The organism is Phenylobacterium sp. J426 (genome assembly GCF_024699945.1).
Taxonomy (GTDB): domain Bacteria; phylum Pseudomonadota; class Alphaproteobacteria; order Caulobacterales; family Caulobacteraceae; genus Phenylobacterium.
This window is the reverse complement of sequence record NZ_JAJOMY010000001.1, coordinates 1-25,090: the sequence shown is the minus strand read 5'-3', so window position 1 is coordinate 25,090 and position 25,090 is coordinate 1. Positions and strand designations below refer to the sequence as shown.

The 25,090-nt window shown below is 68.7% G+C and carries 23 protein-coding genes and 4 pseudogenes; 7 read left to right on the top strand and 20 right to left on the bottom strand.

Annotation, left to right across the window (positions count from 1 at the left end):
* Nucleotides 1–3: 3 nt before the first annotated feature.
* The 12 genes and pseudogenes from LRS10_RS24725 to LRS10_RS00070 form a co-directional block, all read right to left on the bottom strand.
* Nucleotides 4–459, bottom strand: a pseudogene (locus LRS10_RS24725) (NADPH-dependent FMN reductase); the annotation flags it as partial.
* A 60-nt stretch (nucleotides 460–519) separates the two neighbouring features.
* Nucleotides 520–1,005 (bottom strand): MarR family winged helix-turn-helix transcriptional regulator, encoded by a 486-nt coding sequence (locus LRS10_RS00120; protein WP_257835468.1) that lies wholly within the window; start codon nucleotides 1,003–1,005, stop codon nucleotides 520–522.
* 48 nt (nucleotides 1,006–1,053) lie between these two features.
* Entirely contained in the window at nucleotides 1,054–1,746 is a 693-nt protein-coding gene (locus tag LRS10_RS00115; protein ID WP_257835467.1) for an alpha/beta fold hydrolase, read from the bottom strand.
* Between the two features lie 12 nt (nucleotides 1,747–1,758).
* Nucleotides 1,759–2,694, bottom strand: coding sequence for a 2-hydroxyacid dehydrogenase (locus LRS10_RS00110; RefSeq protein ID WP_257835466.1), 936 nt, complete (start codon nucleotides 2,692–2,694; stop codon nucleotides 1,759–1,761).
* A complete protein-coding gene (gene eno, locus LRS10_RS00105; protein ID WP_257835465.1) occupies nucleotides 2,691–3,989 on the bottom strand; it encodes a phosphopyruvate hydratase in 1,299 nt (432 codons plus the stop codon). The genes LRS10_RS00110 and eno overlap by 4 nt, the downstream gene beginning before the upstream one ends.
* The gene (locus LRS10_RS00100) at nucleotides 3,989–4,990 is read right to left on the bottom strand and encodes a phosphotransferase family protein (RefSeq protein WP_257835464.1); all 1,002 of its coding nucleotides are present in this window, start codon (nucleotides 4,988–4,990) and stop codon (nucleotides 3,989–3,991) included. Before LRS10_RS00100 ends, eno begins: the two co-directional genes overlap by 1 nt.
* 10 nt (nucleotides 4,991–5,000) lie before the next feature.
* On the bottom strand, nucleotides 5,001–5,384 hold the full coding sequence (locus LRS10_RS00095; RefSeq protein WP_257835463.1) for a nuclear transport factor 2 family protein: 384 nt from the start codon (nucleotides 5,382–5,384) through the stop codon (nucleotides 5,001–5,003).
* 29 nt (nucleotides 5,385–5,413) lie between these two features.
* Nucleotides 5,414–6,022 (bottom strand): VOC family protein, encoded by a 609-nt coding sequence (locus tag LRS10_RS00090; RefSeq protein ID WP_257835462.1) that lies wholly within the window; start codon nucleotides 6,020–6,022, stop codon nucleotides 5,414–5,416.
* A gap of 165 nt (nucleotides 6,023–6,187) precedes the next feature.
* Entirely contained in the window at nucleotides 6,188–6,571 is a 384-nt protein-coding gene (locus LRS10_RS00085; protein ID WP_257835461.1) for a carboxymuconolactone decarboxylase family protein, read from the bottom strand.
* A 282-nt stretch (nucleotides 6,572–6,853) separates the two neighbouring features.
* A complete protein-coding gene (locus tag LRS10_RS00080; protein WP_257835460.1) occupies nucleotides 6,854–7,747 on the bottom strand; it encodes an SDR family oxidoreductase in 894 nt (297 codons plus the stop codon).
* A gap of 2 nt (nucleotides 7,748–7,749) precedes the next feature.
* A complete protein-coding gene (locus LRS10_RS00075) occupies nucleotides 7,750–8,589 on the bottom strand; it encodes an MFS transporter (protein ID WP_257839044.1) in 840 nt (279 codons plus the stop codon).
* A 74-nt stretch (nucleotides 8,590–8,663) separates the two neighbouring features.
* Nucleotides 8,664–9,056, bottom strand: a pseudogene (locus LRS10_RS00070) (MFS transporter); the annotation flags it as partial.
* A 111-nt stretch (nucleotides 9,057–9,167) separates the two neighbouring features.
* Here LRS10_RS00070 and LRS10_RS00065 point away from each other — a divergent pair.
* The gene (locus LRS10_RS00065) at nucleotides 9,168–9,923 is read left to right on the top strand and encodes an SDR family oxidoreductase (protein ID WP_257835459.1); all 756 of its coding nucleotides are present in this window, start codon (nucleotides 9,168–9,170) and stop codon (nucleotides 9,921–9,923) included.
* Here LRS10_RS00065 and LRS10_RS00060 read toward each other — a convergent pair.
* The 5 genes and pseudogenes from LRS10_RS00060 to LRS10_RS24715 form a co-directional block, all read right to left on the bottom strand.
* Nucleotides 9,920–10,648 carry a glutathione S-transferase family protein gene (locus LRS10_RS00060; RefSeq protein WP_257835458.1) on the bottom strand — a complete coding sequence of 243 codons (729 nt, stop codon included), beginning with the start codon at nucleotides 10,646–10,648 and terminating at the stop codon, nucleotides 9,920–9,922. The two genes, LRS10_RS00065 and LRS10_RS00060, sit on opposite strands and share 4 nt — an antisense overlap.
* Before the next feature lie 78 nt (nucleotides 10,649–10,726).
* Entirely contained in the window at nucleotides 10,727–12,202 is a 1,476-nt protein-coding gene (locus LRS10_RS00055; RefSeq protein ID WP_374570848.1) for a TonB-dependent receptor, read from the bottom strand.
* 382 nt (nucleotides 12,203–12,584) lie between these two features.
* Nucleotides 12,585–12,794 (bottom strand): annotated as a pseudogene (locus LRS10_RS24720) (TonB-dependent receptor plug domain-containing protein); the annotation flags it as partial.
* A gap of 345 nt (nucleotides 12,795–13,139) precedes the next feature.
* Nucleotides 13,140–13,463 (bottom strand): nuclear transport factor 2 family protein, encoded by a 324-nt coding sequence (locus tag LRS10_RS00050; protein ID WP_257839043.1) that lies wholly within the window; start codon nucleotides 13,461–13,463, stop codon nucleotides 13,140–13,142.
* Complete coding sequence (locus tag LRS10_RS24715) at nucleotides 13,363–13,578, bottom strand: nuclear transport factor 2 family protein (protein WP_374570843.1); 216 nt, start codon at nucleotides 13,576–13,578, stop codon at nucleotides 13,363–13,365. The genes LRS10_RS00050 and LRS10_RS24715 overlap by 101 nt, the downstream gene beginning before the upstream one ends.
* A gap of 258 nt (nucleotides 13,579–13,836) precedes the next feature.
* On the opposite strand from LRS10_RS24715, the gene LRS10_RS00045 reads away from it, so the two are divergent.
* Complete coding sequence (locus LRS10_RS00045) at nucleotides 13,837–14,538, top strand: class I SAM-dependent methyltransferase (RefSeq protein WP_257835456.1); 702 nt, start codon at nucleotides 13,837–13,839, stop codon at nucleotides 14,536–14,538.
* 129 nt (nucleotides 14,539–14,667) lie between these two features.
* Here the strand turns inward: LRS10_RS00045 and LRS10_RS00040 are convergent, their stop codons facing one another.
* The gene (locus LRS10_RS00040; protein ID WP_257835455.1) at nucleotides 14,668–15,135 is read right to left on the bottom strand and encodes a MarR family winged helix-turn-helix transcriptional regulator; all 468 of its coding nucleotides are present in this window, start codon (nucleotides 15,133–15,135) and stop codon (nucleotides 14,668–14,670) included.
* Nucleotides 15,136–15,275: 140 nt separating this feature from the next.
* Here LRS10_RS00040 and LRS10_RS00035 point away from each other — a divergent pair, with 140 nt between their 5' ends.
* Both LRS10_RS00035 and LRS10_RS00030 read left to right on the top strand, forming a co-directional pair.
* Nucleotides 15,276–16,646, top strand: a complete 1,371-nt coding sequence (locus LRS10_RS00035) for an MFS transporter (protein ID WP_257835454.1) — start codon at nucleotides 15,276–15,278, stop codon at nucleotides 16,644–16,646.
* 100 nt (nucleotides 16,647–16,746) lie between these two features.
* Nucleotides 16,747–18,924, top strand: a complete 2,178-nt coding sequence (locus LRS10_RS00030) for a TonB-dependent receptor (protein WP_257835453.1) — start codon at nucleotides 16,747–16,749, stop codon at nucleotides 18,922–18,924.
* Here the strand turns inward: LRS10_RS00030 and LRS10_RS00025 are convergent.
* Together LRS10_RS00025 and LRS10_RS24710 are read right to left on the bottom strand one after the other, a co-directional pair.
* Entirely contained in the window at nucleotides 18,839–19,915 is a 1,077-nt protein-coding gene (locus LRS10_RS00025; RefSeq protein WP_257835452.1) for a (2Fe-2S)-binding protein, read from the bottom strand. The two genes, LRS10_RS00030 and LRS10_RS00025, sit on opposite strands and share 86 nt — an antisense overlap.
* 82 nt (nucleotides 19,916–19,997) lie before the next feature.
* Nucleotides 19,998–20,132, bottom strand: a pseudogene (locus tag LRS10_RS24710) (Rieske 2Fe-2S domain-containing protein); the annotation flags it as partial.
* A gap of 196 nt (nucleotides 20,133–20,328) precedes the next feature.
* On the opposite strand from LRS10_RS24710, the gene LRS10_RS00015 reads away from it, so the two are divergent.
* The 3 genes from LRS10_RS00015 (at nucleotide 20,329) to LRS10_RS00005 (ending at nucleotide 23,590) form a co-directional block, all read left to right on the top strand.
* Nucleotides 20,329–22,440 (top strand): Gfo/Idh/MocA family oxidoreductase, encoded by a 2,112-nt coding sequence (locus tag LRS10_RS00015; protein WP_257835450.1) that lies wholly within the window; start codon nucleotides 20,329–20,331, stop codon nucleotides 22,438–22,440.
* A 216-nt stretch (nucleotides 22,441–22,656) separates the two neighbouring features.
* Nucleotides 22,657–22,890 (top strand): MarR family winged helix-turn-helix transcriptional regulator, encoded by a 234-nt coding sequence (locus LRS10_RS00010; RefSeq protein WP_257835449.1) that lies wholly within the window; start codon nucleotides 22,657–22,659, stop codon nucleotides 22,888–22,890.
* Nucleotides 22,891–22,939: 49 nt separating this feature from the next.
* Nucleotides 22,940–23,590, top strand: coding sequence for a glutathione S-transferase family protein (locus tag LRS10_RS00005; RefSeq protein ID WP_257835448.1), 651 nt, complete (start codon nucleotides 22,940–22,942; stop codon nucleotides 23,588–23,590).
* The last annotated feature ends 1,500 nt before the right edge of the window (nucleotides 23,591–25,090 follow it).

The following is a 25,090-nucleotide window of genomic DNA, read 5'->3' as shown; positions in this document are numbered from 1 at the left end:
GACCAGCACCTGTTCGGTGGCGACGATCGTCTGGATCGTGGCGAGGATCTGACGAAGGGCCAGGAGCCCACGCAGGCCGCCGAACGGGCTTATCGACGCCGACATCAGGCCCGCGACCTTGCCGCGGAAGGCCGGCAGGGCGACGAGGCTCTCGCCCTCGCGCGGCCGCGAGGCCCAGTCGATGGCGTTCTTCAGCACGCCCGAGACCGAACCGTTGTACTCTGGAGACGCGAACAGGAAGCCATCGGCGTCGATGAAGTGCTGCCGCAACTCGTCGGCGACAGCGGGAAAAGCCTCGGCCTCAAGGTCGCCGTCGTAGAGCGGCAGGTGCAGGTCACGCAGGCTGATGGACGTCACCTCCGCGCCCTCGGCCCGCGCGATCTCCACGGCGACGTCCAGGAGGCGCTGATTGAAGGACCCAGCCCGGGTGCTTCCGGCGACGGCCAGCAGTCTCGGCATCGTGTCCTCCCGCTCGTCTATTCCTTAGCTATCTATGCGTTACCGCAGGGGCAGCCAAGCTCAGACAGGTGCGTCCAGCGGGGCGTCGTCGCCCTCCGGGCCGAGGTTGCGGCCGACGTGCTGCAGCAGCCGGCGCAGGGTCGCGACCTCATCGTCGTTCAGGCCCTGAAGCGCGATCTCGTTCACTTCGGCGACACAGGGCGCGAGCGTCGCCTGCAGCGCCTTGGCTTCGGGCGTGAGGAAGACGTGGGTCTTGCGCCGGTCCTCGGCGCTCTGCCTGCGTGTGACGAAGCCGCTGCGCTCAAGGCTCTTCAGGGCGGTGACGGTGGTGGGCTCGCGCATGCCGACGCGGCGGGAAAGCTCGCGTTGGGTCAGGCCGTCCTCGCGCCAGAGAACCCGCAGGAAGCGCCATTGGCCGGCGGTGACGCCGTGGGGCAGGGTGCGCTTCTCCAGCGCGCGCGAGAAGCTGCGGAAGGCGATCCGCGTGAGGTAGCCGATGCTGTTGTTGGGATCGGCGTAGAAGTCCGTCGGGCGGGCTTTGCTCATGGCCGTTCCTTCGCATTCAAACCCAAGGTCTGCAACGGGAGGGCGAGCTCAGGCCGCGCCGAACCATTCCGCGAGCAGGCGGGCGGTCGTCGCCGGCTTTTCCAGCGTCGTCAGGTGACCACAGTCCTCGATCGTCTCGAGCGTCGCGCCGGGTATGCCGGCGGCGATCTCCGTCGCGTGCTGCTCGGTGGTGATGCCGTCCTGACGCCCCCAGACGACCAGCGTCGGGCAACGGATCTGGCCGAGGCCGGGGCGGCTATCGGCGCGGGACATGATCGCCCGTTGCTGGATCAGGAAGGTCTCCGCGCCGGTGTCCTCCGCCATGCGGCGGACGATCCCGAGCAGCGGGCGGTCCTCGCGACGGGCAGGGTGCACCAGGATCGGGATCCGCTCCTCGACCACGTCGGCGTACCGGCCATCCTCCACCAGGCGAATGTAGCCCATCCGCCGCTTGGTCTGAGCCGGGCCGTCGTTAGGCGCGAGCGTTGTGAGAAGGGCGAGGCGGCGGACCCGCTCGGGCGCCCGGCGCAACACCTCGAAGGCGACGAAGCCGCCCATGGCCTGGCCGATCAGGTCGAACTGCGCGGGCGCGGCGGCCAGCAGCCGCTCGGCCATGCCGCCGATCGAGTCGTCGCGGGTGTGGTCGGCGAGCATGACCTCGTGGCCCGCCTGGAGCGCCGGGAGGCTTTCACCCCAGACCTCGTGGGTCAGGAGCTGGCCGGTGACGAGGACAACGGCCATCAGACCACCTGGTTATTGAGCGGCCGGCCGTCGCGCAGCCGGCGACAGTTCTCGAACGCAGCATCGAGGCTGCGCGACAACGTCTCGGGGGTGAGCCAGGCCACGTGGGGGCGCCACCACGACGTTTGGCAGCGCGAAGAGCGGATCGGTCTGGTCGACCGGCTCCTGCGAGAAGACATCCAGGCCCGCGCCGCGGAGGTGGCCGGAGGCCAATGCGGCGTGCAGCGCCGACTGATCCACCAGTTCCCCGCGCGCGGTGTTGATGAGGATCGCGCCTGGACTCATGCGGGCGAGCACGTCCGCGTCGATAATGCCGCGGGTCTCTTCCGTGAGCGGCGCATGCAGCGACAGGATGTCGGCCCTCGCGATCAGTTCGTCGAAGCTGACCGCGCGGCCAAGGACGTCGGGCTTCGGCGTGCGGGCGTTGTAGATCACCTCGGCGCCGAGCGCCTTGAACACCGGGGCTAGCCGGGCCGGCACGCCGCCATAGCCGAGGAAGCCGACGGTCCGTCCGGCCACCTCGCCGCTCGCGTCGATGACGGCAGGGTCCGGCCGCCAGCCCTCGCCGGCCCGGACCAGCGGATCGAAGTAGGGGATGCGCCGCAGCACGGCGAACAGCAGGGCCAGCGTCATCTCGGCCACCGCCTGGCTGTTCGTGCCGGGCATGTTGGAGACGGCGATCCCGCGCGCCTTGGCGGCCTCCAGGTCGATCGTGTTCACGCCGACCCCCAGCTTCTGGATCAGCTTCAGGCCGGGAGCCTGATCCATCATGGCCGCGCTGACCGGCTTGAGGACGTGCAGCAGCACCTCCGCCTGGGCGATCTCGTGTGCAAAGGCCGCCTCGTCCGTCTCGTCGACGCAGGCCCAGTCAAACCCGTCGACGACGGCGCGTCGTTCGAGTTCGGCGAGGAAGCCAGGGCTCGCGCGGTACTGCAGGACGGCCTTCATGCGTGCGCCGCCGCAACCGACGCCGGAAGGGCCCCGAAGCCCGCATACTCCGCGTCCGATCCCATCTGCTCCTCGATGCGGAGCAGCTCGTTCCACTTCGCCATGCGCTCGGAGCGGGTGAACGAGCCGACTTTCAGCTGGCCGGCGTCCCAGCCCACCGACAGATGCGAAATGCTGACGTCCTCCGTCTCGCCTGAGCGGGCCGAGACGATGGCGCTCCAGCCGAGCTCGCGCGCCGCGTCGAGCGCGGCCTTGGCGCGGCTGACCGTTCCGGCCTGGTTCACTTTCACCAGCACCGCGTTGCAGGCGCGGTTCTCCGCCGCGCGGCGGACGCGCTCGGCGTTGGTCACCAGAAAGTCGTCGCCGATGAGCTGGACCGTGCCGCCGAAACGTTCGGTGGCCAGCGCCATGCCGGCCATGTCGTCCTGGCTGACGGGGTCCTCGATCGACAGGATCGGGTATTTGGCGGTCCAGACCGCGACGCGGTCGACGATCTGCTCGGAGGTGAGCTCGGCCCCGTCCAGCGGCAGGCGGTAGCCACCGTCGTGGGAGAGTTCGTTCGCCGCAACGTCCAGCGAGATGAAGACGTCGTGGCCGGCCTTATGGCCGCTGCGGTCGATTGCGTGGGCCAGGGTCTCCAGAGCCTCCTCGTTGGAGGTGAACAGCGGCCACCAGCCGCCCTCATCGGCGACGCCGGCCAGGCGCCCGGACTCTTCCATGATCGCGCCCGCCGCCCGGTAGACGTCCGCGGTGATCTCGAACGCGCGCCGCACGGTGGGCGCGCGCGGACACATCACCATGAAGTCCTGCACATCGGTCCGCCGCCCGGCATGAGCGCCGCCGCCGAAGATCTGGATCTCGGGCAGCGGGACGCGGACCTTGCGGCCGTCCGCCAGATAGCGCCAGAGCGGCATTCCCTCCGCGGCCGCCGCGGCATGGACGGCGGCGAGCGAGGTGGAGACGGCCGCGTTGGCCCCCAGACGCGCGAAGGCGGGCGTGCCGTCGAGCTGTTCCAGGACGGCGTCGAGGCCGGCCTGGTCGCGCACGTCGCGGCCGACGAGGGCCTTGGCGATCGCGCCGTTCACCGCCGCCGTGGCGCGCGCGACGCCATAGCCGCCAAACGCCTCGCCGCCGTCGCGCAGATCGATCGCCTCGTGGGCCCCGCGCGAGGCGCCGGCGGGGGCCATGGCGCGGCCGATCGAACCACCCGCGAGTTCGATCTCGGCTTCGACGGTCGGGCGCCCTCGGCTGTCCCACAACTGCCGGGCCCGGACGGCGGTGATTGTGTGTTTCATCAGGGTCCCAGTCTTGCGAACAGCGCCTGCCGCACGTCCGCGAAGCGCGCAATCTCTCCGGCCAGCAGCGCGCAGGCGGTCTCGCGGACCAGCGCCTTGTCCGCCTCCGCCGTCAGGTATTCGACGGGCGACTTGCCGTCGATCCTGGCCAGCAGAAGCGTGGCGAGCAATGGCGCCGCGCGGCCCTGGAGCGCCGCGGGCGGCTCCCATTCGACACCGGCGAGATAGCCCGCGGCCAGCGCGTCGAACGCTTCGCCGTAAGCGGCCTTGTGGGAAGGGTTCCAGACGGCCTTGAGCAGCAGATGATTGAGGCAGAATGCGACGTCGAACGCAGGATCGCCGTACCAGGCGCACTCGGCGTCCAACAGCACGGGGCCGTGCGGGCCGACGAGGATGTTCTTGGGGCTGACGTCCCCGTGGACGAGGGCGAGCCGGGTCGTCCGCGTGACCTCGGCGATGGCGCCGATCCGGGCGGCGAGGCCTGGATGCGCCACGGCAGTGTGCGTGAGATAGGGCTCCAGCCGCAGGGCGTCGAACATCGCCGTGGTGTCGAAGGCCCGGGCGATCTCCGGCTCGCGCGCCGTCGCCGAATGGATGCGCGCCAGCCCTGCGCCGACGGTGGCGGCGAAGCCCGGATCGATGCGCCCAGCGGCGAGTTCGGCTTTCCACACCGGATGATCGACGGGTTCGAACCACGTCATGGCGAAGATGTTTCGACGCCCGTCCGCAGCCAGCACCTGCGGCACGGTCAGGCCGCCCAGTCCCGCCACGACGCGCAGATAGGCAGCCTCGTTGGCCGAGCGCTCGACCGGGGCGCGCCAATCGGCGGCCACCCGCAGCTTGTCGAGCGCCGCCTTCACGCAGACAGGCCCGCTTCGCAGTTCGACGCGGAACACGTCGCTCGAGACGCCGCCGGTCAGCGGCGCGATCGCCGGCGCTTCATCGGGCGCGGCGAGACCCGCGTCCCGCAGCCAGCCGAGGATGTCGGACGCCGCCCCCATTGCGGGGATGTCAGAACGTCTGTCGGAAGACGGCCACGTGGGCGCTGTCGATGTATTCGTCGAGGCGGGCGATCTTCCCGTCCCTCAGCTTGACGATCAGGGCGGCCGGCAGGCTCACGCGCTTCCCGTCCTTGCGGGTGCCGCGCAGCACATGCTGCTGCACGAAGCCGTCGGCGAACACTTCCAGGCGTCGGTTGTCATACACGCGGTCGCTGATGCGGCCGACCATGCCCTTCAGTGTCTCGACGTTCTCCTCGCGGGTCTGGATGAGGTCGTCGAAGTTGTGCCAGATCTCGACGTCGGGCGTGTAGCTGTCGCGCACCGTGTCGACGTCGCCCTGTTCGATGGCGTCGAAGAAGCGCTTGGCGAAGGCGCGGATCGCGGCCTCATCCATCGGAGTCCTCCAGGTTGTGATGGCCCGCTCTACTCGGCGGGTTGCAGCTTCCGGCGCTTGGCGAGCGGGGTGATCACGCTCTCGTCGCGGACGCCGTCGGCCTTCATCGGAGCATGCGCCACGTCATCGTCGTCGAACGGCTTGCCCACCCATGAGGCGAACTCCAGGCACACGCCGTCGGGGTCGAAGAAGTAGACGGAACGGACGAAGACGTCGTCGGTGACCTCGGCGCTGGAGCCGGTCTCCGAGTTGTCGTGGTTGAGGATCTGCGACACCGCGATCCCCTTGTCCTTCAGCTTCTGAACGTAGGCGTCGAACTTCTCGGCCGGTACGTCGAAGGCGATGTGGTTCATCGAGCCATGCGCCGAGACAAAGGAGCCTTGGGTCGGCAACGCGCTTGGGGAAGCATGGCCTGGTTGAGCGGGAGGAGCGTCCTTGAACCAGAAGAAGGCCAGGCTGTCGCCGTTGCCGATATCGAAGAAGAAGTGCTGGCCCAGGTCGCGGGGCAGATCGATAGTCTTGGTCAGCGGCATGCCCAGGATGTCGCGGTAAAATTTCACCGTCTCGGCCATGTCCTTGCAGACGAGGGCGAGGTGGTTGACGCCGCGGATCTCGAATTCGGTGTTCGGCTTCGCCATGGCTTCCTCCGTCGCCGTCTGTGCGGCGTGGCGCGGTTTCTGAGAGACGATACCGGCCTGCGCCGCCTCGCACAGCGGCAAATGGGTTTCAGTAGATAGGAATCTAAGGTTTTACGCTCAAACGTCAACTTACTTGATGTTCTTGGCCATCACGCTTTCGGGACCTCAGCGGCGCGCGCCACTGAGGAAGTCTGTGGCGTTGAAGCCTTCGGGCGCCGCAACCTCGACGATCGGATCCTCGCGGTTGTCGAACTCCATGCGCAGCGCACGCGTGATCACGGCGTGCATGGCGTAGAGCGTGGTGATGTAGGTGAACTCGAAGATCTCCTCGTCGCCCCAGAAGGTGCGGAGCTTCTCGAACACTTCGGTCGGCGTGCGCCCGTCTCCGAGGGTGAGGCAGTCGGCGTAGGCCAGCACTGCGCGCTCCTTCTCGTCATAGACATCCGACACCGTCCAGTGCGGGATCGCGGCGATCTTCTCCTCGGGGCGCCCAGCGCCCGCATCGCCTTGCAGTGTTGCGAGAAGACGAACTGGCTGCCCTTCACCCAACCGGCGCGCGTCTGGCCGAGTTCGCGCAGGATTGGATCGATCTTGCGGCTGGGGTGCCGATAGACGGCGAAGCCGTCGACCGCGTGCTGGAAGATGTCAGGGCACAGCGCATAGACCGTCCACCAGTCGCCAGGGGTGCCGGTGGCTGTGCCGGGTTCCGAGACCGGGTCGCGGCCAGGTCCGAAGAGACGATCATAGTAGGCGTTGACGACGTCGGCAGTGACTTCCGAGCGCGGGACCTGACGGAGGACGGGCATGGTTCGATCCTTGGGCTTCGAGTGATCAGGACGCGACGCCGGCGGTCATCCGCCGCGCGCCGTTGGCGGCGACGAGGCCTTCCAGATCGTCGCCGGGATAGTCGGGGTCGGCGGACTCGCCGAAGCCGGCCAGCAGGTCGGCGAACTGAGCCTCGGCCAGAGCTTTCCACTCGGGATGTGTGAAGATGTAGAATTCGTCCGCCTCGATGGCGCGGACGACCCGCTCGCCGATCTTGTCGGGCGACATGCCGGAGGCCAGGACCGAGCCCATGTTCTGTGCCGTCTGGGCCGCCTGGCCCCCTTCGGCGGCGCCGGGGCGTAGCTTCTGGGTGGTCTCGACGATGCGCGTGGCGGACATGCCCGGGCACAGCACCGACAAGCCCACATTCGTATCCGCCAGCTCGTTGCGCAGACCCAGCGCGATGCCGAGGGTGGCGAACTTCGAGGAGATGTAGGCCACGGAAATGGGCGGCGGGACGATGCCGACCATGGAGGCGGTGATGGCGACGTGGGCTGGCTTGCCGCTGGCCTTCATGGCGCCCAGGAAGGTGCGGCACGCGTAGAGGTGCGCGTGGGCGTTGACGGCGTAGGCCCAGCGCCAGACGTCGGTGTCGTAGGTTTCGAAGCTGCCCGAGCCGCCGCCGACGCCGGCGTTGCTGAACAGGATGCGGACGTCCCCGAAGTTCGCGGCCGCCTCGCCGGCGGCGGCCCACTCGGCCTCCTCGGCGACGTTCAGCCGGACGGCGAGCGCATCGACGCCTTCGTTGCGGAAGTCCTTGGCCACGGCCTCGACCCGCTCGGCGTCCAGGTCGGCCAGGATCAGGCGCGCTCCGCGGCGGGCGAGCGCGCGGCCGGTGGCCAGCCCGATGCCGCTGGCGCCTCCGGTGATGAACGCGGTCTGGCCGTTGATGTCTTTCATCGTCAGGTTTCCTCGAGGACCTTGCGGGTGTCGGCGTCCACCACCCGCGCCAGCCGGGCGTAGAGAAGGGCGGAGACCAGTGCGATCGGCGCGGTGGCGATGAGCGCCAGCTTCAGCGGCTGGGCGGCCCCGGCCGCGGCGAAGCCGTCGCTCATCATCCCGATGGCCAGCGGGCCGCCGCCGGGTCCCAGGATGTTGAAGGCCAGCAGCAGCAGAGAGGTGGCGGTGGCGCGCGCCGCGACCGGCGACAGGTTCTGGACCAGGGCCAGGGCGGGGGCGACGTACATCGTGCAGCAGATCATCGGCACGCACATCAGCGCGAGCGAGGTCTGCCAGGAGGGAGCCAAACAGGCCAGCGCCAGGGTGGGCGCGGTCAGCAGCATCGAGAGGCCGGGGATCCAGGCATAGGCTTTCGGACTCCGGCGGCCGGCCCAGTTCACCAGGGCGCCGCCGCCCCAGATGCCGACCCCCATGCAGAGGCCGGCCGCCGGGCCGAACCAGCGGGCGACCTCGGCCAGGGGCATCTGCTGGACCCGCATGAGATAGGCCGGAATCCAGTTCAGCATGCCGGTGCTGACGAAGGCGGCGAGCCCGCTCGCCACCAACAGGATGCGAAGGGTGGGCTTCGAAAGGAACAGCCGCGCCGAGGCCGGGAGACTCATGGCGGCGGCGGGTTTGGCGGCATAGCCGCGGTCCAGACCCCCGCGGACCGGCTCGCGCACGAGCAGGACCAGCAGGGCGGCGGCGGCGAGCCCGACGCCGGCGACCAGGAAGAACGCGCCGCGCCAGCCGAACTGGATCGCCGCCCAGCCTCCGACCGTGGCCCCGAGGAACACCCCGATGGGCCCGTTGACGGTGAAGATCCCGATGATCGCCGGCCGCTTCTCCGGGGGAAGTAGTCGGCCAGGATCGAGAGCGAGGGCGCGGTGCCGCCGGACTCGCCCAGGCCCACGCCGCAGCGGGCGACCGCCAGATGCCAGAAGCTGGTCGCGAAGCCGCAGGCGCCGGTGAACAGGCTCCAGATGGCGCAGGCGCAGCCGACCAGCTTCACCCGGTTGACCCGGTCGGCGAGCATGGCGGCGGGGACGCCGAGCACGGCGTAGAACAGGGCGAAGCTGAGGCCGGTCAGCAGGCCCAGCTGGGTGTCGGAAAGGTGCAGCTCCCGGCGGATAGGCTCGGCCAGCACCGAGAGGATCTGGCGGTCGAGGAAGTTGATGGCCCCGATGGCCGTCAGAACCACCAAGGCCAGGCGACGCCCAGGCCGGGCCGCCGCTGGCGCGGCGGGATTCACGATGGCGGCCTCGGCCATTTCCACTCCCTCGGGCGTCTGTCGCGCCTTGATCCCGAGGGTCCGGCGGGCTACCCAAGATGTCAAGAAAGTTTACGGTTTAGCCGTGACGAAAACGGGAGGCGCGAGGCGATGGACATTGCGGGACGCACCATTGTGGTGACCGGCGCGGCGGCCGGCATCGGCCAGGCGACGGCGCTCGCGTTCGCGGAGCTGGGCGCCGGGCGGATCCACCTGGCCGACGTCCATGCGGCGGGCTTGGCCGAAACGGCGGAACGGATCGGCCAGGCGGCGACCGTCCACCGGATCGACCTGGCCGAAGTCGCGAAGATCCCGGGCTGGCTGAACGGGTTGGGCGATTACGACGTGCTGTTCAACAACGCCGGCGTCGTGGCCGGCGCCCCGGCCTTCCCGGAAGCGCCGCTCGAGAAGCTGCAGTGGATCGTCGACGTGAACCTGACGTCGGTGGTCGTGGCGACCCAGACGGCGGCGCAGGCCATGCGGGGACGCGGCGGCGTGATCGTCAACACGGTCTCCACGGTCGTCCTGGGCAAAGGCTTCAGCGACGCCATGTACGCAGCCACCAAGTCGGGCGTGATGATGTTCACCCGCTGCTGCGCCGGCCTGAAGGGCGACTGGAACGTGCGGGTGGCGGGCGTGCTGCCCGGACTCACCGACACGCCGATCCTGCACAAGACCGGCGCCGACGGCGCGGCCGACTGGATGGCGCCGATCCTGGCGAACAACGAGCGGTGCGCGCCGCGCGACATCGCCGACGCCGTGATCGACCTGGTGCGGGACGACAGCCTGCCGGGCGGGGACTGGGTGGCGGTCCGGCGGTCCGGCGGCCGGGTGGAGCGCCAGTGGGGCCACGACGAGCCCGCCTAGACCTCGACCCCGGCGCTCTTGAGCATGTTCTCGCCGAAGAGGTTGGACCACTGCTCCGGCGTCAGCACCGGCCGCGCGCTGGACAGGTTGGCGGCGTTCTTCACCTCGGTGCCACGCTGCACCGCCGGCCGGGCGGCGATGGCCTCGAACCAGCGGTTCACGTTCGGCCAGTCGGCCGGATCGAGGCCGATGGCGCGGATCGCCCGCGTCCACGGCCAGGTCGAGACGTCGGCCACGGAATAGGCGTCGCCGGCCAGGTACTCGGCCTCGGCCAGGCGCCGGTCGAGCACGGCCAGCATGCGCCGCGTCTCGTTCATGTAGCGGCCGACCGGATAGTCCTGGCCTTCCGGGGCGTACCGGACGAAGTGGTGCGCCTGGCCCTGCATCGGGCCGAAGCCGGCCATCTGCCACATAAGCCACTGCATCGCGACGGAACGCCCGCGGGGGTCGGCGGGCATCAGCGCGCCGCCGGCCTTCTCCGAGAGGTAGAGCAGGATGGCGCCTGACTCGAAGACGCAGAAGGAGCCGGGCCCGCCGCCGCCCAGCGGCTCGTGGTCCTCTATGGCGGGAAGCCGCCCGTTCGGATTGATCCGCCGGAACTCGGGCTTCAGGTGGTCGCCCGCCAGCATGTCGTACGGGATCAGGCGATAGGGGAGGCCGACCTCCTCCAGCATGATGCTGACCTTGTTCCCGTTCGGCGTGGGAACGAAGTGGACGTCGATCATGCCGGCCTCCGGAGAACGCAGACAGGGAAAGCTGGCGGGCGGCGCGCCGGGAAGAGGTAGCGCGCCGCCCTTGGCCCCTTAGAAGCGCAGACCCGCCTCAAGCGAGAGGGTGCGGCCTTCCTCGAGGTACAGGATCGCCCGCGGCACAGCCGTGATCGGGGCGGGAAGGTTGAAGCTGGAGCCGGTGGTCAGCTCGTCGGTCAGGTTCTTGCCGACGAAGGCCACATGCCAGCGCTCGTCTTCGGGGCCGTACTGAACCCGCAGGTCGATCTTGGTGTAGCCCTTCTGCACGCCGAAGGTCGGCGCCTGGTTGTCGGCGTTGAAGAACTTCGAACGGCCCGACGCGGCGGCCCGCCAGTCGATCATCATGTCGTTGTCGAGTTCGATCTTCTGATGCACCTGCAGGGTGCCGCTCCACTTCGACGCGTGCTGCAGCGGGGCTCCGGCGATGTTGTTCGCCGCGATGCTGGCCGGAACCGCCGGGTTGCACTGAGTGATCGGCTGCGAGGCCAGGCAGGCCGCGCCCGGATAGTCGTCGTACTTGGCGTCCTGGTAGGCGGCGGCCAGCGTGATGTCGAAGTTGCGCATCGGGAACAGCGAGAGCGAGCCCTCGACGCCCTTCGAGCTGGCGCTCGCCGCGTTCGTCGTCTGGTAGGTGGAGATGGTGGGGTTGTAGACCGAGACCTGCAGGTCCTTGAAGCTCGTGTCGTAGGCCGACAGGTTCAGCACCACGCGGCCGTCGGCGAAGGTGGATTTGACGCCCACTTCGTAGTTCTCGGACTTCTCGGGCCGGTAGATGAACGTCGAGTTCGTCGTCCCGTAGGTGTTGGACACGAAGCCGCCCGACTTCGAACCGCGGCCATAGGTGGCGTAGACCATGATCTGGTCCGAGACGTCGTACTGGGCGGTGATCGAGGGATCGAAGTTGTCCTCGCCCTTGATCTCGCCGTTGGCCGTCGTGTTGACCGGACGCAGCGCGAACGGGCCGTAGCGGAGGCGGCCCCAGAAGGCGCCGCGCTTGTCGATCGTGGTGTAGCGCAGGCTGCCGATCAGGCGCAGGTCGTCGGTGACATTGAAGGTGCCTTGGCCGAAGACCGAGAAGCTCTCGGCGCGCTGCCGGAACTCGGTGTTGAGCAGGCCGAAGTAGTTCAGCGACGCGATGTTGAAGCCGCCCAGCTGGGTCAGCTGGTACAGCGACTGGTCGTAGTAGGCGCCGACGATGTACTCGAAGCGCTGACCGGTCGGGGACAGCAGCCGCACTTCCTGCGACCACTGGCGGAAGTGCTCGGGATAGCTGTTGTAGACGCTGTTGGCCGTGAAGCCGCCGCCGGGGATCGACTGGTCGAAGTTGTTGACGATGTTCGACCGGAAGAACGAGTAGCCGGTGATCGACGTCAGGGTGAAGTCGCCCAGGTCGAAGTTGCCGGTGGCCGACACCAGCCACGAGGTCGCCTTGGTGCCTTCCGGCCCGATCGGGTTGACCGTGCTGTAGCGGGTCTTGTCCGGGTTCTGGGCGGTGTTCACCGGGCTGGAGACGTTGACGCCGCCGGCCACCTCGCGGTTCGCGTACTCGACCTTCAGCGTGTAGTCGATCGCATCGGTGGGGTTCCAGGCGAGCGTCAGTCGGGCCAGCGCCTGTTCGTTCTGCGGCTCGCGCCGGTCGAGCGCGAGGTTGCGCAGGAAGCCCTTGTTGTCGGTGACCTTGACCGCCAGGCGCGCGCCCAGCGTGTCGCTGATCGGGCCCGAGACGTGGCCCCAGACGTCGTAGCCGCGGAGACTGAAGTTGTAGAGGCCGTTGACCTCGCCCTCGAAGGTCGAGGTCGGGCCCGCCGAGACGATGCTGACGGCGCCGGCCGGCGTGTTCTTGCCGAAGAGGGGCGCCCTGCGGGCCGCGAAGGACCTCCACGCGGGCCAGGTCGAAGAAGGGCGACTGGGCCTGGCGGTTCCGGCCGGCGTAGACGCCGTCCATGTAGAGGCTGACCGCCTGGTCGAACGAGAAGTTCGACGGCGGAGAGCCGAAGCCGCGGATGTAGATGGTGTCGTTGCCGGCGGTGGTCTGCACCGCGACGTTCGGGGCGAACGAGACCAGCTGCTTGAAGTCGTTGGTGTTGAAGTCCTCGATCTTGTCGCCGGAGACGACCTCCATCGAGATGGGCACATCCTGGAGGTTTTGCTCGCGCTTCTGGGCGGTGACGACGATCTCGCCGAGCGTCGAGGCGGAGCCCTCAGCGGTCTGAGCGGCGGCCGCGCCGGCGGCCAGGCTGACAAGCATGGTGGTGCAAAGCAGAACCCGGGCGGTCATGGCCGTCCTCCCCCTTGTGGTTTCGATCCTGTCCGTTGACCGGACTTGAGCGGGAGAGTGGCGCCGTTCTGCGAACTGTCAATTCACTTGACGCTTAGATGTCGAAGAATTGTGACCCTAGGTGAGCCGTTTTGTCCAGTCTTCTGTCGGGTCCGCAACGTGCGGGCGAGGCGCTTTGGCGACTTCCGCTCAGGGTTGCCGAGCGGCCCGCGCACGAGCGATGGCAAACGCGTCCTGGAAGGCCCGGGCGCCGTTCTGGTGACCGATCAGTCGGAAGGTCGCCTTTCGGATCCGCCAACCGTCCGGGGTGCGGACGAAGCCGTGGACATAGGCGCCGCAGGCATGGGCGACGTGCTCCCGCCCGTCCTCCGTCAGGAAGTGGAGGGCGTTGACGTAGGATGTGCAGGTCGCCTCATCGGCCTGGGCCGCGACCCGGAAGTTGGTGACGACGTGCTGAGTGGCGTCGAAGCCCTTGAGGGTGTCCAACCGCTTCAACCAGGCGTCGACTGCGATCGTCTCCCCGGATGGAGCCCATCGAGCTGTAGTCGATCTCTACTGGATCCATGAGCAGGCTGCGCATCAGCGCCCAGTCGCGGTCGTCGAGTGCGGACGCATAGGCGACAACCATGTCGGCCAGGATCGTGCGCATGGCCGGATCAGCGGGCGAGGTCGGCATCAGGGGAGCGTCACGAGGGAAGCGGCGTTCGTCAACAATATTGACGCTCATGGTCGGGGCGGCGGCCTAGGTCCGAGCGTTGCCCACCGTGTACGCCGGCAAGGGGTAGGCGCACGTCGAGCCTGGTCCACAAGGGCATGCGAGCCGATGCGTTGGGCGCCCCGGCGATCGGCGACTGGCCGCGCCCCTGTTTGAGTGTTACATTATAACATGACTCAGACTGACGCGCCTGCCTCGCACGCCTTCTTCAGCCAGGAGGCGGCCGACGCCTACGATCGTCGGAACAGCCCGCTCGCACCCATCTCCGGCGGCTTGCACTTTCTCCTGCGACTCGTTCTTGCGGACCTGCCTGACGACGCGCGGGTGCTTTGCGTCGGCGTCGGCACGGGGGCTGAGATCTTGTCCTTGGCCGCTGCGTACCCAGGCTGGTCGTTCGTGGGGATCGATCCCTCCGAGGAGATGCTAGCCGTTGGACGGCGCCGTCTCGAAGCGGCTGGCGTGCTGTCTCGTTGCCAGCTCTTCAGAGGATACGTGCACGAAGCCCCCATCGGCCCGTTCGACGCCGCTGTCAGCTTGCTGGTCGCGCACTTCATCAAGCGAGCCGATCGGCCAGCGTTCTATTCGGCCATTCATGATCGTTTGAAACCGGGCGGCCGGCTCGCCACCGCCGAGATCAGCGGCGACCTGGACGCTGCGGAGTTTCCCCAGGCGTTGGAGGACTGGAAGCGCGTTCAGGTCCTGATGGGCGCGACACCGGAGTCGCTGGCGAGGCTGGAAGACATGATGCGCGGCGTGCTCGGCGTCCTAACCCCCACGGAAACGGAAGACCTGTGGAAAGCTGCTGGCTTCCCGCGACCGGTTCCGTTCTTCCAGGCCTTCATGATCAGAGGCTGGCACGCCGTGAAGGCGTAAGCGCCACACAAGCGTCATGCGCCGGAGCCGGGGTCCGGCGAGCGCGCTCCAGCCTCAGCGAGGTCAGAGAGGCTCGGTCCCCGGAGCGGAGCTTGGCCAAGTCCGGGGATCGCCGGCGCGGAGGCTCGCCTAAGCGTCCGAACCCGCCAGCCCCGGCCCGAAGGTGAGGGCGGGGCCCCAGGCGCGGCTGAGGATGCGGGTGAGCTGGCGGAAGTCGTCTTCGCCGAGGCGGGCGCTCAGCTCCTCGGCCTGGATGAACATCGCCTGCTGGGCGTCGACGCGCATGGTCTCGCCGAGCTTGGTCGGGGTGACGATCTTCACCCGCCGGTTCACCGGGTCGTCGGCGAGGGCGACGATGCCGGTGTCGACCATCTGGTTGATGGTGGAGTGGATGGCCTGGCGGCTGACGCCCATGTTGCGGGCGATGTCGGAGGGCCGGTTCACGCCCAGCACGATGTTGGCCATGACCATCGACTGGGGCCGCGTGACTTCGGGCCAGCCGCGGGAACGCAGGTAGTTCTGGAGGCTCTCGTCGCACCAGTAGAACGCCTGCAGCAGCGACAGCAGCAGAGGCTTGAGGTTTTCCTGCGCCGCCACGGGGTACGCCCATTCCCAAATCAGCCAGCGATTTCAGTGGAGCGCTTCACTGGGATTGTCAAAACCGTTGACACCCTGGCCGGGCCTGACGGCAAATCACTTCGATCTCTAAGGAAAAGAAGCGGCGAGGAATCCGGCACATGACCCCATCCGAAGGCACGGTCGCGGGCGACACCCCAGAGGCCCCGGCGGCCGGCCCGTCCCGCGAGGGGGCCCCCAGCGAGGCCTATGGCTTCTATGTCGTTGGCGTCCTGATGGTCGCCTACATGTTCTCGTTCATCGACCGGACGCTGCTGAGCCTGGTGATCGACCCCATCCGCAAGGACCTGGGCCTGTCGGAGACCCAGATCAGCCTGCTGGTCGGCTTCGCCTTCGCGGCCTTCTACACGCTGCTGGGCCTGCCGTTCGGCCGCTGGGTCGACACGCGAGGGCGGCGCAACCTGATCGCCATAGGCATCGCGCTGTGGAGCGTGGCGACGGTCTTCTGCGGGCTGGCCACCAGCTTCTGGCGGCTGTTCTTCGCGCGCATGGCCGTGGGGGTCGGAGAGGCCACCCTGTCGCCGGCGGCCTATTCGATCATCCCCGACTATTTCACGCCGAAGCGGTTGGGCTTCGCCATGGGGGTCTATTCCTGCGGCGTCACCCTGGGCGGCGGGCTGGCGATGCTGCTGGGCGGTCTGGTGGTGCAGTGGGCGGCGACGGCCAATCCGGTGCTGCCGGTGGTGGGGCAGGTGGCCGCCTGGAAGGTGCCGTTCCTGGTGGTCGGGCTGCCCGGCCTGATCGTGGCGCTGGTCGTGTTCACGACGGTGCGCGAGCCGCCGCGGCGGCTGGAGAAGGGCGGGGCGGCCTCGGTGGCTCCCAAGATCTCGGAGGTGGTCGGCTACCTCTGGCGCAACAAGCGGGTCTATGCGCCGCTGTTCGCCGGGTTCTCGGCCATCGTCATCGCCGGCTACGCCTTCAACGTCTGGGGCCCGGCCTATTTCATGCGCGTGCACGGCTATACGCCGGCGGGCGTGGGCGTGATCTACGGCATCGGGTTCGCGCTGTTTGGAACGCTGGGCGTGCTGAGCGGCGGGGCGATCTCGGACCGGTTCGCGGCGAAGGGCGCCCTGGACGCGCCGATCCGGGTGTCGATGTGGTCGGCGGTGATCCAGGCGCCGCTGTTCGTCGGCGCCTATCTGGCGCCCGCGCCGCTGGCGGCGGCGGCGCTGTTCATCGTGGCGCTGTTCTTCGGCAGCATCTACGGCGGTCTGCAGGCGGCGGCCATCCAGGCGCTGACGCCTAACCGGATGCGCGGCCAGGTCGCGGCGCTGTACCTGACCATCGCCAACATGATCGGCCTGGGGCTGGCGCCCACCTGGACGGCCTGGATGACCGAGCACGTCTTCGGCGGGCCGAAGATGGTCGGCGTCTCGCTGGCGGTGACGACGGTGGTCTCGCTCTCGGTCGGCGTGCTGCTGCTCGCGCTCGCGATGAAGCCTGCGCGCCGGCAGATGGAGCAGCTGCTCTGAGCGACGCACAAAAGCTTAGTATTCTATGTAATTGGGTGTAGCTTCCTTTCCAACAAGCCCCGCGCCAGCGCGCGACGGGGCGCACATGGGGAGGAATGCTATGACCACGCGTCTCGCGTATGGCGCTTCCGTGGCCGCCATGGCGGCGGCTCTGGGCGCCGCCTGGCCAGCCCTGGCTCAGACCGGAACTCAGGTCGAGGAGATCATCGTCACCGCCCAGCGGGTGGAGGAGAACCTCCAGGACGCGCCGGTGGCGGTGACGGCCTTCAGCGCCGCGGCCCTGGCGCGGTCGAACGTGGAGACCCTGGACGACATCGCCATCCGCACGCCCGGCTTCAGCATGGGCAAGGTCGATCCCATCCAGCAGAACTTCGCCATCCGCGGCATCGGCTCGGCCCAGGGGATCAGCCAGAACGCCGGCGGCGACCCCTCGGTGGTGCTGTTCGTGGACGGCATCTACGCCGGCCGCGGCGGGGCGCCGGATCTCGACGCCCTCGACCTCGAGCGGGTGGAAGTGCTGCGCGGTCCGCAGGGCACCCTGTTCGGCAAGAACACCATCGGCGGCCTGGTGCAGTTCGTCACCCGCAAGCCCGACGACGAGCCGGCGCTGCGCATTCAAGGCCAGCTCGGCAACTACGACCGCCGGGCGTTCAACATCCGCGGCAACCTGCCGATCAGCGAGACGCTGGCGGTTGCCGGCGGCGCATCGATCAAGAAGCGCGATGGTTACGAGTTCAACGAGACCACGGGCAACCGCGTCAACAACGAGGACCTCAGGACGGCCCACGCGGCGCTGCGGTTCCGGCCGACCGACGCCCTGGACGTGGTGCTGGCCTTCGACGTCACCGACCAGGACCAGAAGGGCAATCCGCGCGACAACATCTGTCCGACCAGCTTCAACAACGGCGTCCACTGCGTGGGCGTGAACCCCGACCCCCGGATCACCAACGCCTACACCGACGGCGTGATGCGCCGGCTGCTGAAGACCTACCGCGCCGAAGTGAACTGGAAGACGCCCGTCGGGACGCTGACCTCGATCACCGGGCTGCGCGACGTGAAGCTGAACTACGTCACGCCGTTCTTCGCCAATCCGGTCAACCCGCCGACCCAGATCGAGTCGACCGAGACCGGCTACGAGAAGAACCAGCAGTTCAGCCAGGAGGTGCGGCTGGCCTTCGACCTCATGGACGCGCGGCTGCGCGGCCAGGTGGGCGCCTATTTCCTGACCGAGGACATCAACCGCACGGCCTGGCTGTTGCAGCAGTTCCCGGCGCCGGCCCAGACGGGCCTCGCCACCTATCCCCAGGCGGTGGACTCCAAGAGCACGGCCCTGTTCGGCCAGCTCAGCTACGACATCCTGCCGAGCCTCACGGCCACCGTCGGCGCACGGATGACGTGGGAGGAGAAGGAGGGCCACTTCATCGGCCGCAAGATCAGCGGGCCCGGCCGGCCGCCGCCGCTGGGCGCCGAGGACTACGACGTCACCGCCGACGAGAGCTGGAAGGCCTTCACGCCGAGGTTCGCCCTGGACTGGAAGCCGACCGACGACATCCTGCTCTATGCCTCGGCCGCCCGCGGCTTCAAGAGCGGCGGCTTCCAGGGCACCGCCGGGACGGCCGCCAGCCAATCTACGCCCTACGATCCCGAGTTCGCCTGGAGCTATGAGGCCGGCGCGAAGACCCAGTGGCTGGACAACCGGCTGCGGCTGAACCTTGCGATGTTCAGGACCGACTACAAGGACCTGCAGGTCAGCCAGCTGGTGCCGCTGTGCTGCGTGGTGGTCGGCAACGCCGCGACCGCGAAGATCGAGGGCGCCGAGCTGGAGTTCGTGGCCCGGCCGTTCGACGGCTTCCAGATCGACGGCAGCTACGCCTGGCTGAACGCCAAGTTCGAGAGCTTCGCCACCGGCGCCACCGCCAATTACAGCGGCAACCGCTTGCCGCGCTCGCCCGAGGACAAGATCAACATCGGCGTGCAGTACGAGACCGAGCTGGCCGGCGGCTGGGGCGTGCTGGCCCGGGTCGACTATTCCAATCAGTCGAAGATGTACTTCGAGGCCTCGAACATCCCGCAGCAGAAGCAGGAAGGCTACATCAACTGGGACGGCCGGATCGCGGTCAGTTCGCCCGACGACCGGTGGGAAGTCGCCGTCTGGGGCAAGAACCTGTCGGACGAGCTGGTGGCCACCTACGTCACCTACTTCGGCCTGTTCCGGCAGACGCTGGTGCCCTACCAGCCGCCGCGGACCTACGGCGTGACGCTGACCTGGCGGATGTAGCCGGCTGACGCGCCAGGCGGCCTATTCGGCCGCTTCGGCGCCCCCGGGCGTTCCGCGTCGTGAAGGTCCGCCAATCCGCGGTCCTGGGCACGACGCCCTCGAAGGAGGCGAGGTCGACCTGGCGCGTGGCCGAGGTCGTGCCGATGGCGGGCTCCCCGTTCTGCACCGCCTTGGCGGCGGCGACCATCTGGCGGCGGAACTGGATGATGGCGACGTCGGACGAGCCGAGGTGGTCCTCCGAGCGGTCGGCGATCGGGCCCATGCTCTCCCACATGGCCATGTCCTGGGCCGGGATGCCCTCGATGCCGGTGAAGTCGCCGGCGGCCATGGCGGCGCGGTCCTGCAGGAAATGGTTCTGGAGGTTGCGCTTCTTGGTCCAGTCGGCGTTCAGGTCGACGCCGGGCACGGCGGCGCAGAACTTCCGCCAGGCGTCCTGGCCGATGCCGCCCGTCGGATGCCAGGCGATCCAGTAGAACATGCAGTTCACGTCATCGACCGGCACCAGCATCTGGGCCAGGTTGTACTTGTCGTTCGGCGGGATGAGCACCGTGAAGGGCGCGATGAAGACCGTGCTGCGGACATAGACGTGGGTCTCGGGATCGCGGATCGGGCGACGCAGGGCGGCGTAGTGGAAGCCGTAGTCGGTGACCTCGGCTTCGAGGCGCGGGGCCTTGTCGTTGGACGGCCGCAGCCAGGCGGTGTCGGTCGCTGTCGAGCCCTCGACCTCGGCGGTCGGCATGTTGGTCGAGTGCAGGCTGGAGGAGTGGGCGCTGTCGATCGAGCCCTCCAGCACCTGGGCCCAGTTGCAGGCTGCATGCATCTTGACGATGGCGATGTTGGTGTCGGGCGTCGGAGCCCAGGCTGGCGTCTCGAACGGCCGGACGGCGTCGGCCTCCCCCAGCCAGGCCCAGACGAACCCTCCGGCCTCGTGGGCCGGGTAGGCGCGGGCGCGCAGGTTGCGCATGCGGCTGTCGGCGGGCTCGGACGCCATGTCGACGATCTCGCCGTCCGGCGGCGAATTTCCAGCCATGGTACAGGCAGCGCAGGCCGCAGTCCTCGTTCCGGCCGAACGCCAGCGACGCGCCGCGGTGCGGACAGCGTTCGTCGAGGACGCCGACCACGCCCTTGGTGTCGCGGAAGGCGACCAGGTCGACGCCGAGCAGGCGGCTCTTCACCGGCGCGCCGTCGGAGACCAGCTCTTCAGACATGCAGACGGGCAGCCAGTGCTGGCGCATGATCCGGCCCATCGGGGCGTCGCCTTCGACGCGGCAGAGGAGGTCGTTGTCGGCAGGTCTCATGGCGGGGTCACGGCCGTCGTTGCAAAGAACTTAGAACTCGAAGTATTTAATCAGCCGGGGTCCGCAGTGTCCAGAAGGCGCTTCGGCGGGCGGCGACGGGAAGGGCATGGCTGACCGCATCATCCGCTTCGGGGTCATCGGGCTGTCGCGCGGCTTCGTGCTGAGCCGGGCGATGTTCGCCGACCCGCGGGTGGCGCTGGTCGCGGCGGCGGATCCGCGGCCGGAGGCGCGCGGGGCGTTCGAGGCGGAATTCGGCGGCCAGACCTATCCCGACGCCGAGGCGCTGCTGGCGGATCCGGCGGTGGAGGCGGTCTACATCGCCTCGCCCCACGGCCTGCACGCCGCCCAGGCGATCGCGGCGGCGAACGCCGGCAGGCACATCCTGGTCGAGAAGCCCATGGCGCTGAGCCGGGACGACGCGCGGGCGATGAGGGCCGCGGCCACCGCCGCGGACGTGATCCTCCAGGTGGGGCCGAGCCATGGCTACGACCCGCCGGTCGCCGCAGCCGCGGACCTGATCGCCGGCGGCGCCTATGGGCGGCTGCGGATGCTGACGCTGATGACCTTCACCGACTTCCTCGACCGGCCGCGGACACCCGAGGAGCGGGCGGCGGGCGTGGTGCTGAGCCAGGCGGCGCACCAGGTCGACATCGCCATGCGGTTGGCCGGCGCCGAGGTCCGCAGCGTTCGGGCTCGGGTGATGGGCGAGGCGGCGGGCGCCTACCAGGCCATGCTGACCTTCGAAGGCGGCGCTTCGGCCCAGCTCACCTATTCGGGCCACGGCCGGTACGATACCGACGCCCTGATGCACTGGGTGGGCGAGGTGGGCCAGGCGCGCTCGGCGGCCGACTACGGGGCGGCGCGGGCCCGGCTGGCCGCAGGCGACGAGGCCGCGCTGAAGCGGGGGCGGGCCTATGGCAGCGGCCTCCGGCGGAGTTCCAGCGGGTCGGCCACGAGCACTTCGGCTTCGTCCTGGCGAGCTGCGAGCGGGCCGACCTGCGCCCCACGCCGCACGCGGTCGAGATCTACGGCGACACGCGGGAAGTCGTCCCCGTGCCGCCGACGGCGGTCCCGCGCCAGGGGTGATCGACGAGTTCTGGACGGCGGTTGTCGACGGGCGGCCGCCGCGGCACGGCGGGGCCTGGGGCGAGGCCAACCTCGCCGCTTGCCTGGCCATCATCCAATCGAGCGAGGAGGGGCGGGAGGTCGCCCTGGGAGGAACCCGATGAGTCGCCTGAGCCTGACGCTCGCCTGCTGGGACTATGACCGGACGCGGGCGCTGGCCGACGGCCGCGTGCAGCCCGAGGGCATCGATCTCAATCTCCTGCCGCTGGACGTGGAGGAAACGTTCTTCCGCATGCTGCGCGGGCGCGAGTTCGACGCCTCGGAGATGTCCCTGTCGTCCTACTGCGTTTCGCTGCACAAGGAGGATCCGGCGTTCATCGCCATTCCGGTCTTCCCGTCGCGGTTCTTCCGGCATTCCTGCATCTTCGTCTCGGCGAAGAGCGGCATCCGCGAGGCGAAGGATCTGGTCGGCAAGCGGGTGGGCGTGCCGGAGTACCAGATGACCGCGCCGGTCTGGATCCGGGGCATCCTGTCCGACGAGTACGGCGTCGCGCCGGACAGCGTGGACTACTTCACGGGCGGCGAGGAAGAGCCGGGCCGCGACGAGAAGCTGAAGCTGAGCCTGCCGCCGCAATTCAGGGTCACGCCGATCGGTCCGGACAAGACCCTGGCCCAGATGTTGGCCGACGGCGAGATCGACGCCCTACACACGGCCCGGACGCCGTCCACGTTTTATTCGCGGCCCGACGACGTGAAGCGGCTGTTCCCGAACTTCGTCGAGGTCGAGAAGGACTACTTCAGGCGGACCGGCTTCTTCCCGCCGATGCACGTCATCGCGTTGCGGCGGGACGTCTATGAGCAGAACCGCTGGATCGCCCGGTCGCTGCTGAAGGCGTTCGAGGCCGCTCAGGCGATCGCCTACGACAACCTCAAGGTGACCTCGGCGATGATCTCCATGCTGCCGTGGCAGGTGGCGGCGGTGGAGGAGGCGGTCTCCGTGTTGGGGTCGAACTGGTGGCCGTACGGCGTCGCGGACAACCGCGCGGTGCTCGACACCTTCCTGCGCTACCACCACGAGCAGGGGCTCTCGAAGCGGCGGTTGACGGTGGAAGAGCTGTTTGCGCCCGAGACCTTCGAAGCGTTCAAGATCTGATGGACGTGAAGCCCGAAGACAGCCTGGGCTTCCAGGTCCGCCGCTGTCACCGCGCCTTCGAGCGGGTGCTGACCGAACACCTGGCCGAGCACAAGGTGTCGGCGGGTTTCTGGGGCTTCCTGCGGGCGCTGTGGCAGGAGAACGGAGCGACCCAGAAGCGGCTGTCGCAGCTCAACAACGTCACCGAGCCGACTGCGGTGACAACGCTGAACGGGGATGACGAAGGCCGGCCTTATCCGTCGCCAGCGCAACGCCGAGGACCGCCGCAAGCAGAACGTCCATCTCACCCCGGAAGGCGAGCGGCTTAAGGCGGAGCTTCTGCCGATCGCCGGCCGCATCAACACCCTGGCCGCCGAGGGCATCGATCCCGAAGAGCTTCGCATCACCCTCAGCGTTCTGCGTCGGATGAGCGAGAACCTGTCACGCGACACAAGCGAGGAAACCGCATGATCACCTTCTACGGGGTCCGACGCCCAACGGCCGGAAGGTCGCCATCCTGTTGGAGGAGCTGGGGCTCGAGTACGAGTATCGCCTGGTGGACATCCTGGCCGGCGACCAGTTCAAGCCCGACTTCCCGAAGCTGAACCCCAACAACAAGCAGCCGGTCATCGTCGACCCGGACGGCCCGGGCGGCGAGCCCGTGCTGGCCGAGTCCGGCGCCATCCTCTGGTACCTCGGCGAGAAGCACGGCGGCGGCTTCGTGCCGGCGGAGCCCAGAGCGCGGGCGATCTGCCACCAGTGGCTGATGTTCCAGATGCCGGGCGTGGGCCCGATGTTCGGCCAGAATGCGCACTTCAGCTTCTACGCCAAGGACAAGCACCCCTATTCGATCGACCGCTACGCCAACGAGGCGAAGCGGCTGCTCGGGTGCTGGACGAGTGGCTGGCGCAGAGTCGGTTCCTGGGGGCGAGGACTACACCGTCGCCGACATCGCCACCTATCCGTATGTGTTGCGCCAGATCGAGCTGCGGCCCGCGGAGCCCAACCTCGCCCGCTGGGCCAAGGAGATCGGCGCCCGTCCGGCGGTCCAGCGCGGCATGGACGTTGGGCGCTCGATCTGCGGAAGGGAGACCATCGAGGGCGGCCTCTCCGGTCTCTCGAAGAGCAGCGCTCGATCCTCTCGGCGACCGGACAGTACGCCCGCAGCTAGAGGCGATCCGTCGGGCTGCGAAGCGGCTCGTTAAGATCCGGGTAAGCACCTTGGCCGCCTCAATGCGAGGTCGGCGGATGGCCGTACCTGCCCAGATGGCGAGGCGAGATGAGAGAGGCCCAGAGGCTGTCGCTGGCGTTCGGGTTGATGTCGCTGGCCGCCGTGGCTGCGGGAGCCTGGATCTGCGCCCGGCATGACGTCCCAGCCAGTGTCTGGGGGACGGAACCTGGCGGCTTGGCTGGGGGCGGGTCTCGTCGCCTTGGCCATCGCGCGATGGGCCGCGCGCGCTTCTCGCAGGCGTGCTTGTCGCCTCGGTGGCAGGCCTGGTCGTCACGTTCGCCAGTGCGGGGCAGCTGGGCGTCCATCGATGGGTCGGGATTAGGGCCGCTGACCGTCAACGTGGCGATGCTGCTGGCGCCGGGCGGCGCTGGTGTCGGTCGCGGTCATGCGGCAGCGGTTGTGGTTCTGGCTGGCGGCCTGGCGGCCTCGGACCGCTGGTCCTCCAGCCGGACGCTTCGCAAGCGACAGCTTTCGCTGCGGCGTTGATCGCCCTGGCGCTGCGCCGCGGCGAAGGCGCCCGGAGGCGCCGCGCCTTCGCCGCCCTGTCGGCGGCGCTGGCTGCCGTCGCGGCTGCGCCCTGATCCGTTGGAGCCGGTCCCGGAAGTCGAACAGATCCTGCAGCTCGCCTTACGCCGCTGCCCCCCGACGGCGGCAGGGTTCGCCCTGGTGGCGCTCCCGGCGGCCGCTGCAGCGCCCGGCGTCCTGGCGCGGGAATGGCGGGGCCGACGCGCAGGCCGCGGGCTTTGCGCTCAGCGTCTACCCGCTGCTCACCGCCCTGATGCCCTTCCTCGGCGCCTTCCCGACCCGCTGGCGGGCGGGCCTGAGCCCGGTGCTCGGCTGGTGGCTAGGCCTCGGCGCTCTGGCGGCGGTGGTGCGGCGGAGCTCTTGCGCGGAGCGAGCCGCGGCTTCGCCCCGCGCGTGAAGCCGCCGTGTGCCGGTCAGCGCCGGCGACAGGATCGGGGTCGCGGAGCGCGTCTTCTAGCCCGTCGCGTTCTTGAGCCACCGCCGGCTCAAGAGTGTGTGAATGACATGACCAAGATAGAACTTTGTCTGCGACGCCCGGCTGGGCGCCGCATGTCAAAACACGTCCAAAGACTAGCGGTTGTAATAATACTCTTTTAGTTAAGCCGGATTTTATCGATACACAGGACCCGTATGGGCCAAATCACCACTTGGGCTGATAAATGGCGACGACATACCACCTGCGGTATATTTGAGCGGCCCTAGCGTGACCGGGGCGAACGACGGAGCAGCCGTTTGATCGACGCGAGGATGTCCGGCGCTTCTGCAGCGAGCATCTGAGCGTCCCGTCGCAGGGCGTGTACTACGCCCGCTACATCCCGGCTCTGGACCTCGTGGTCCCGCCGAGCGCCAGGGCTTGGCCGGACAAGGCAGGTCGCAAGGCGCTGCGGGTCCACGAATGGGCGCACGCGCGGGGCT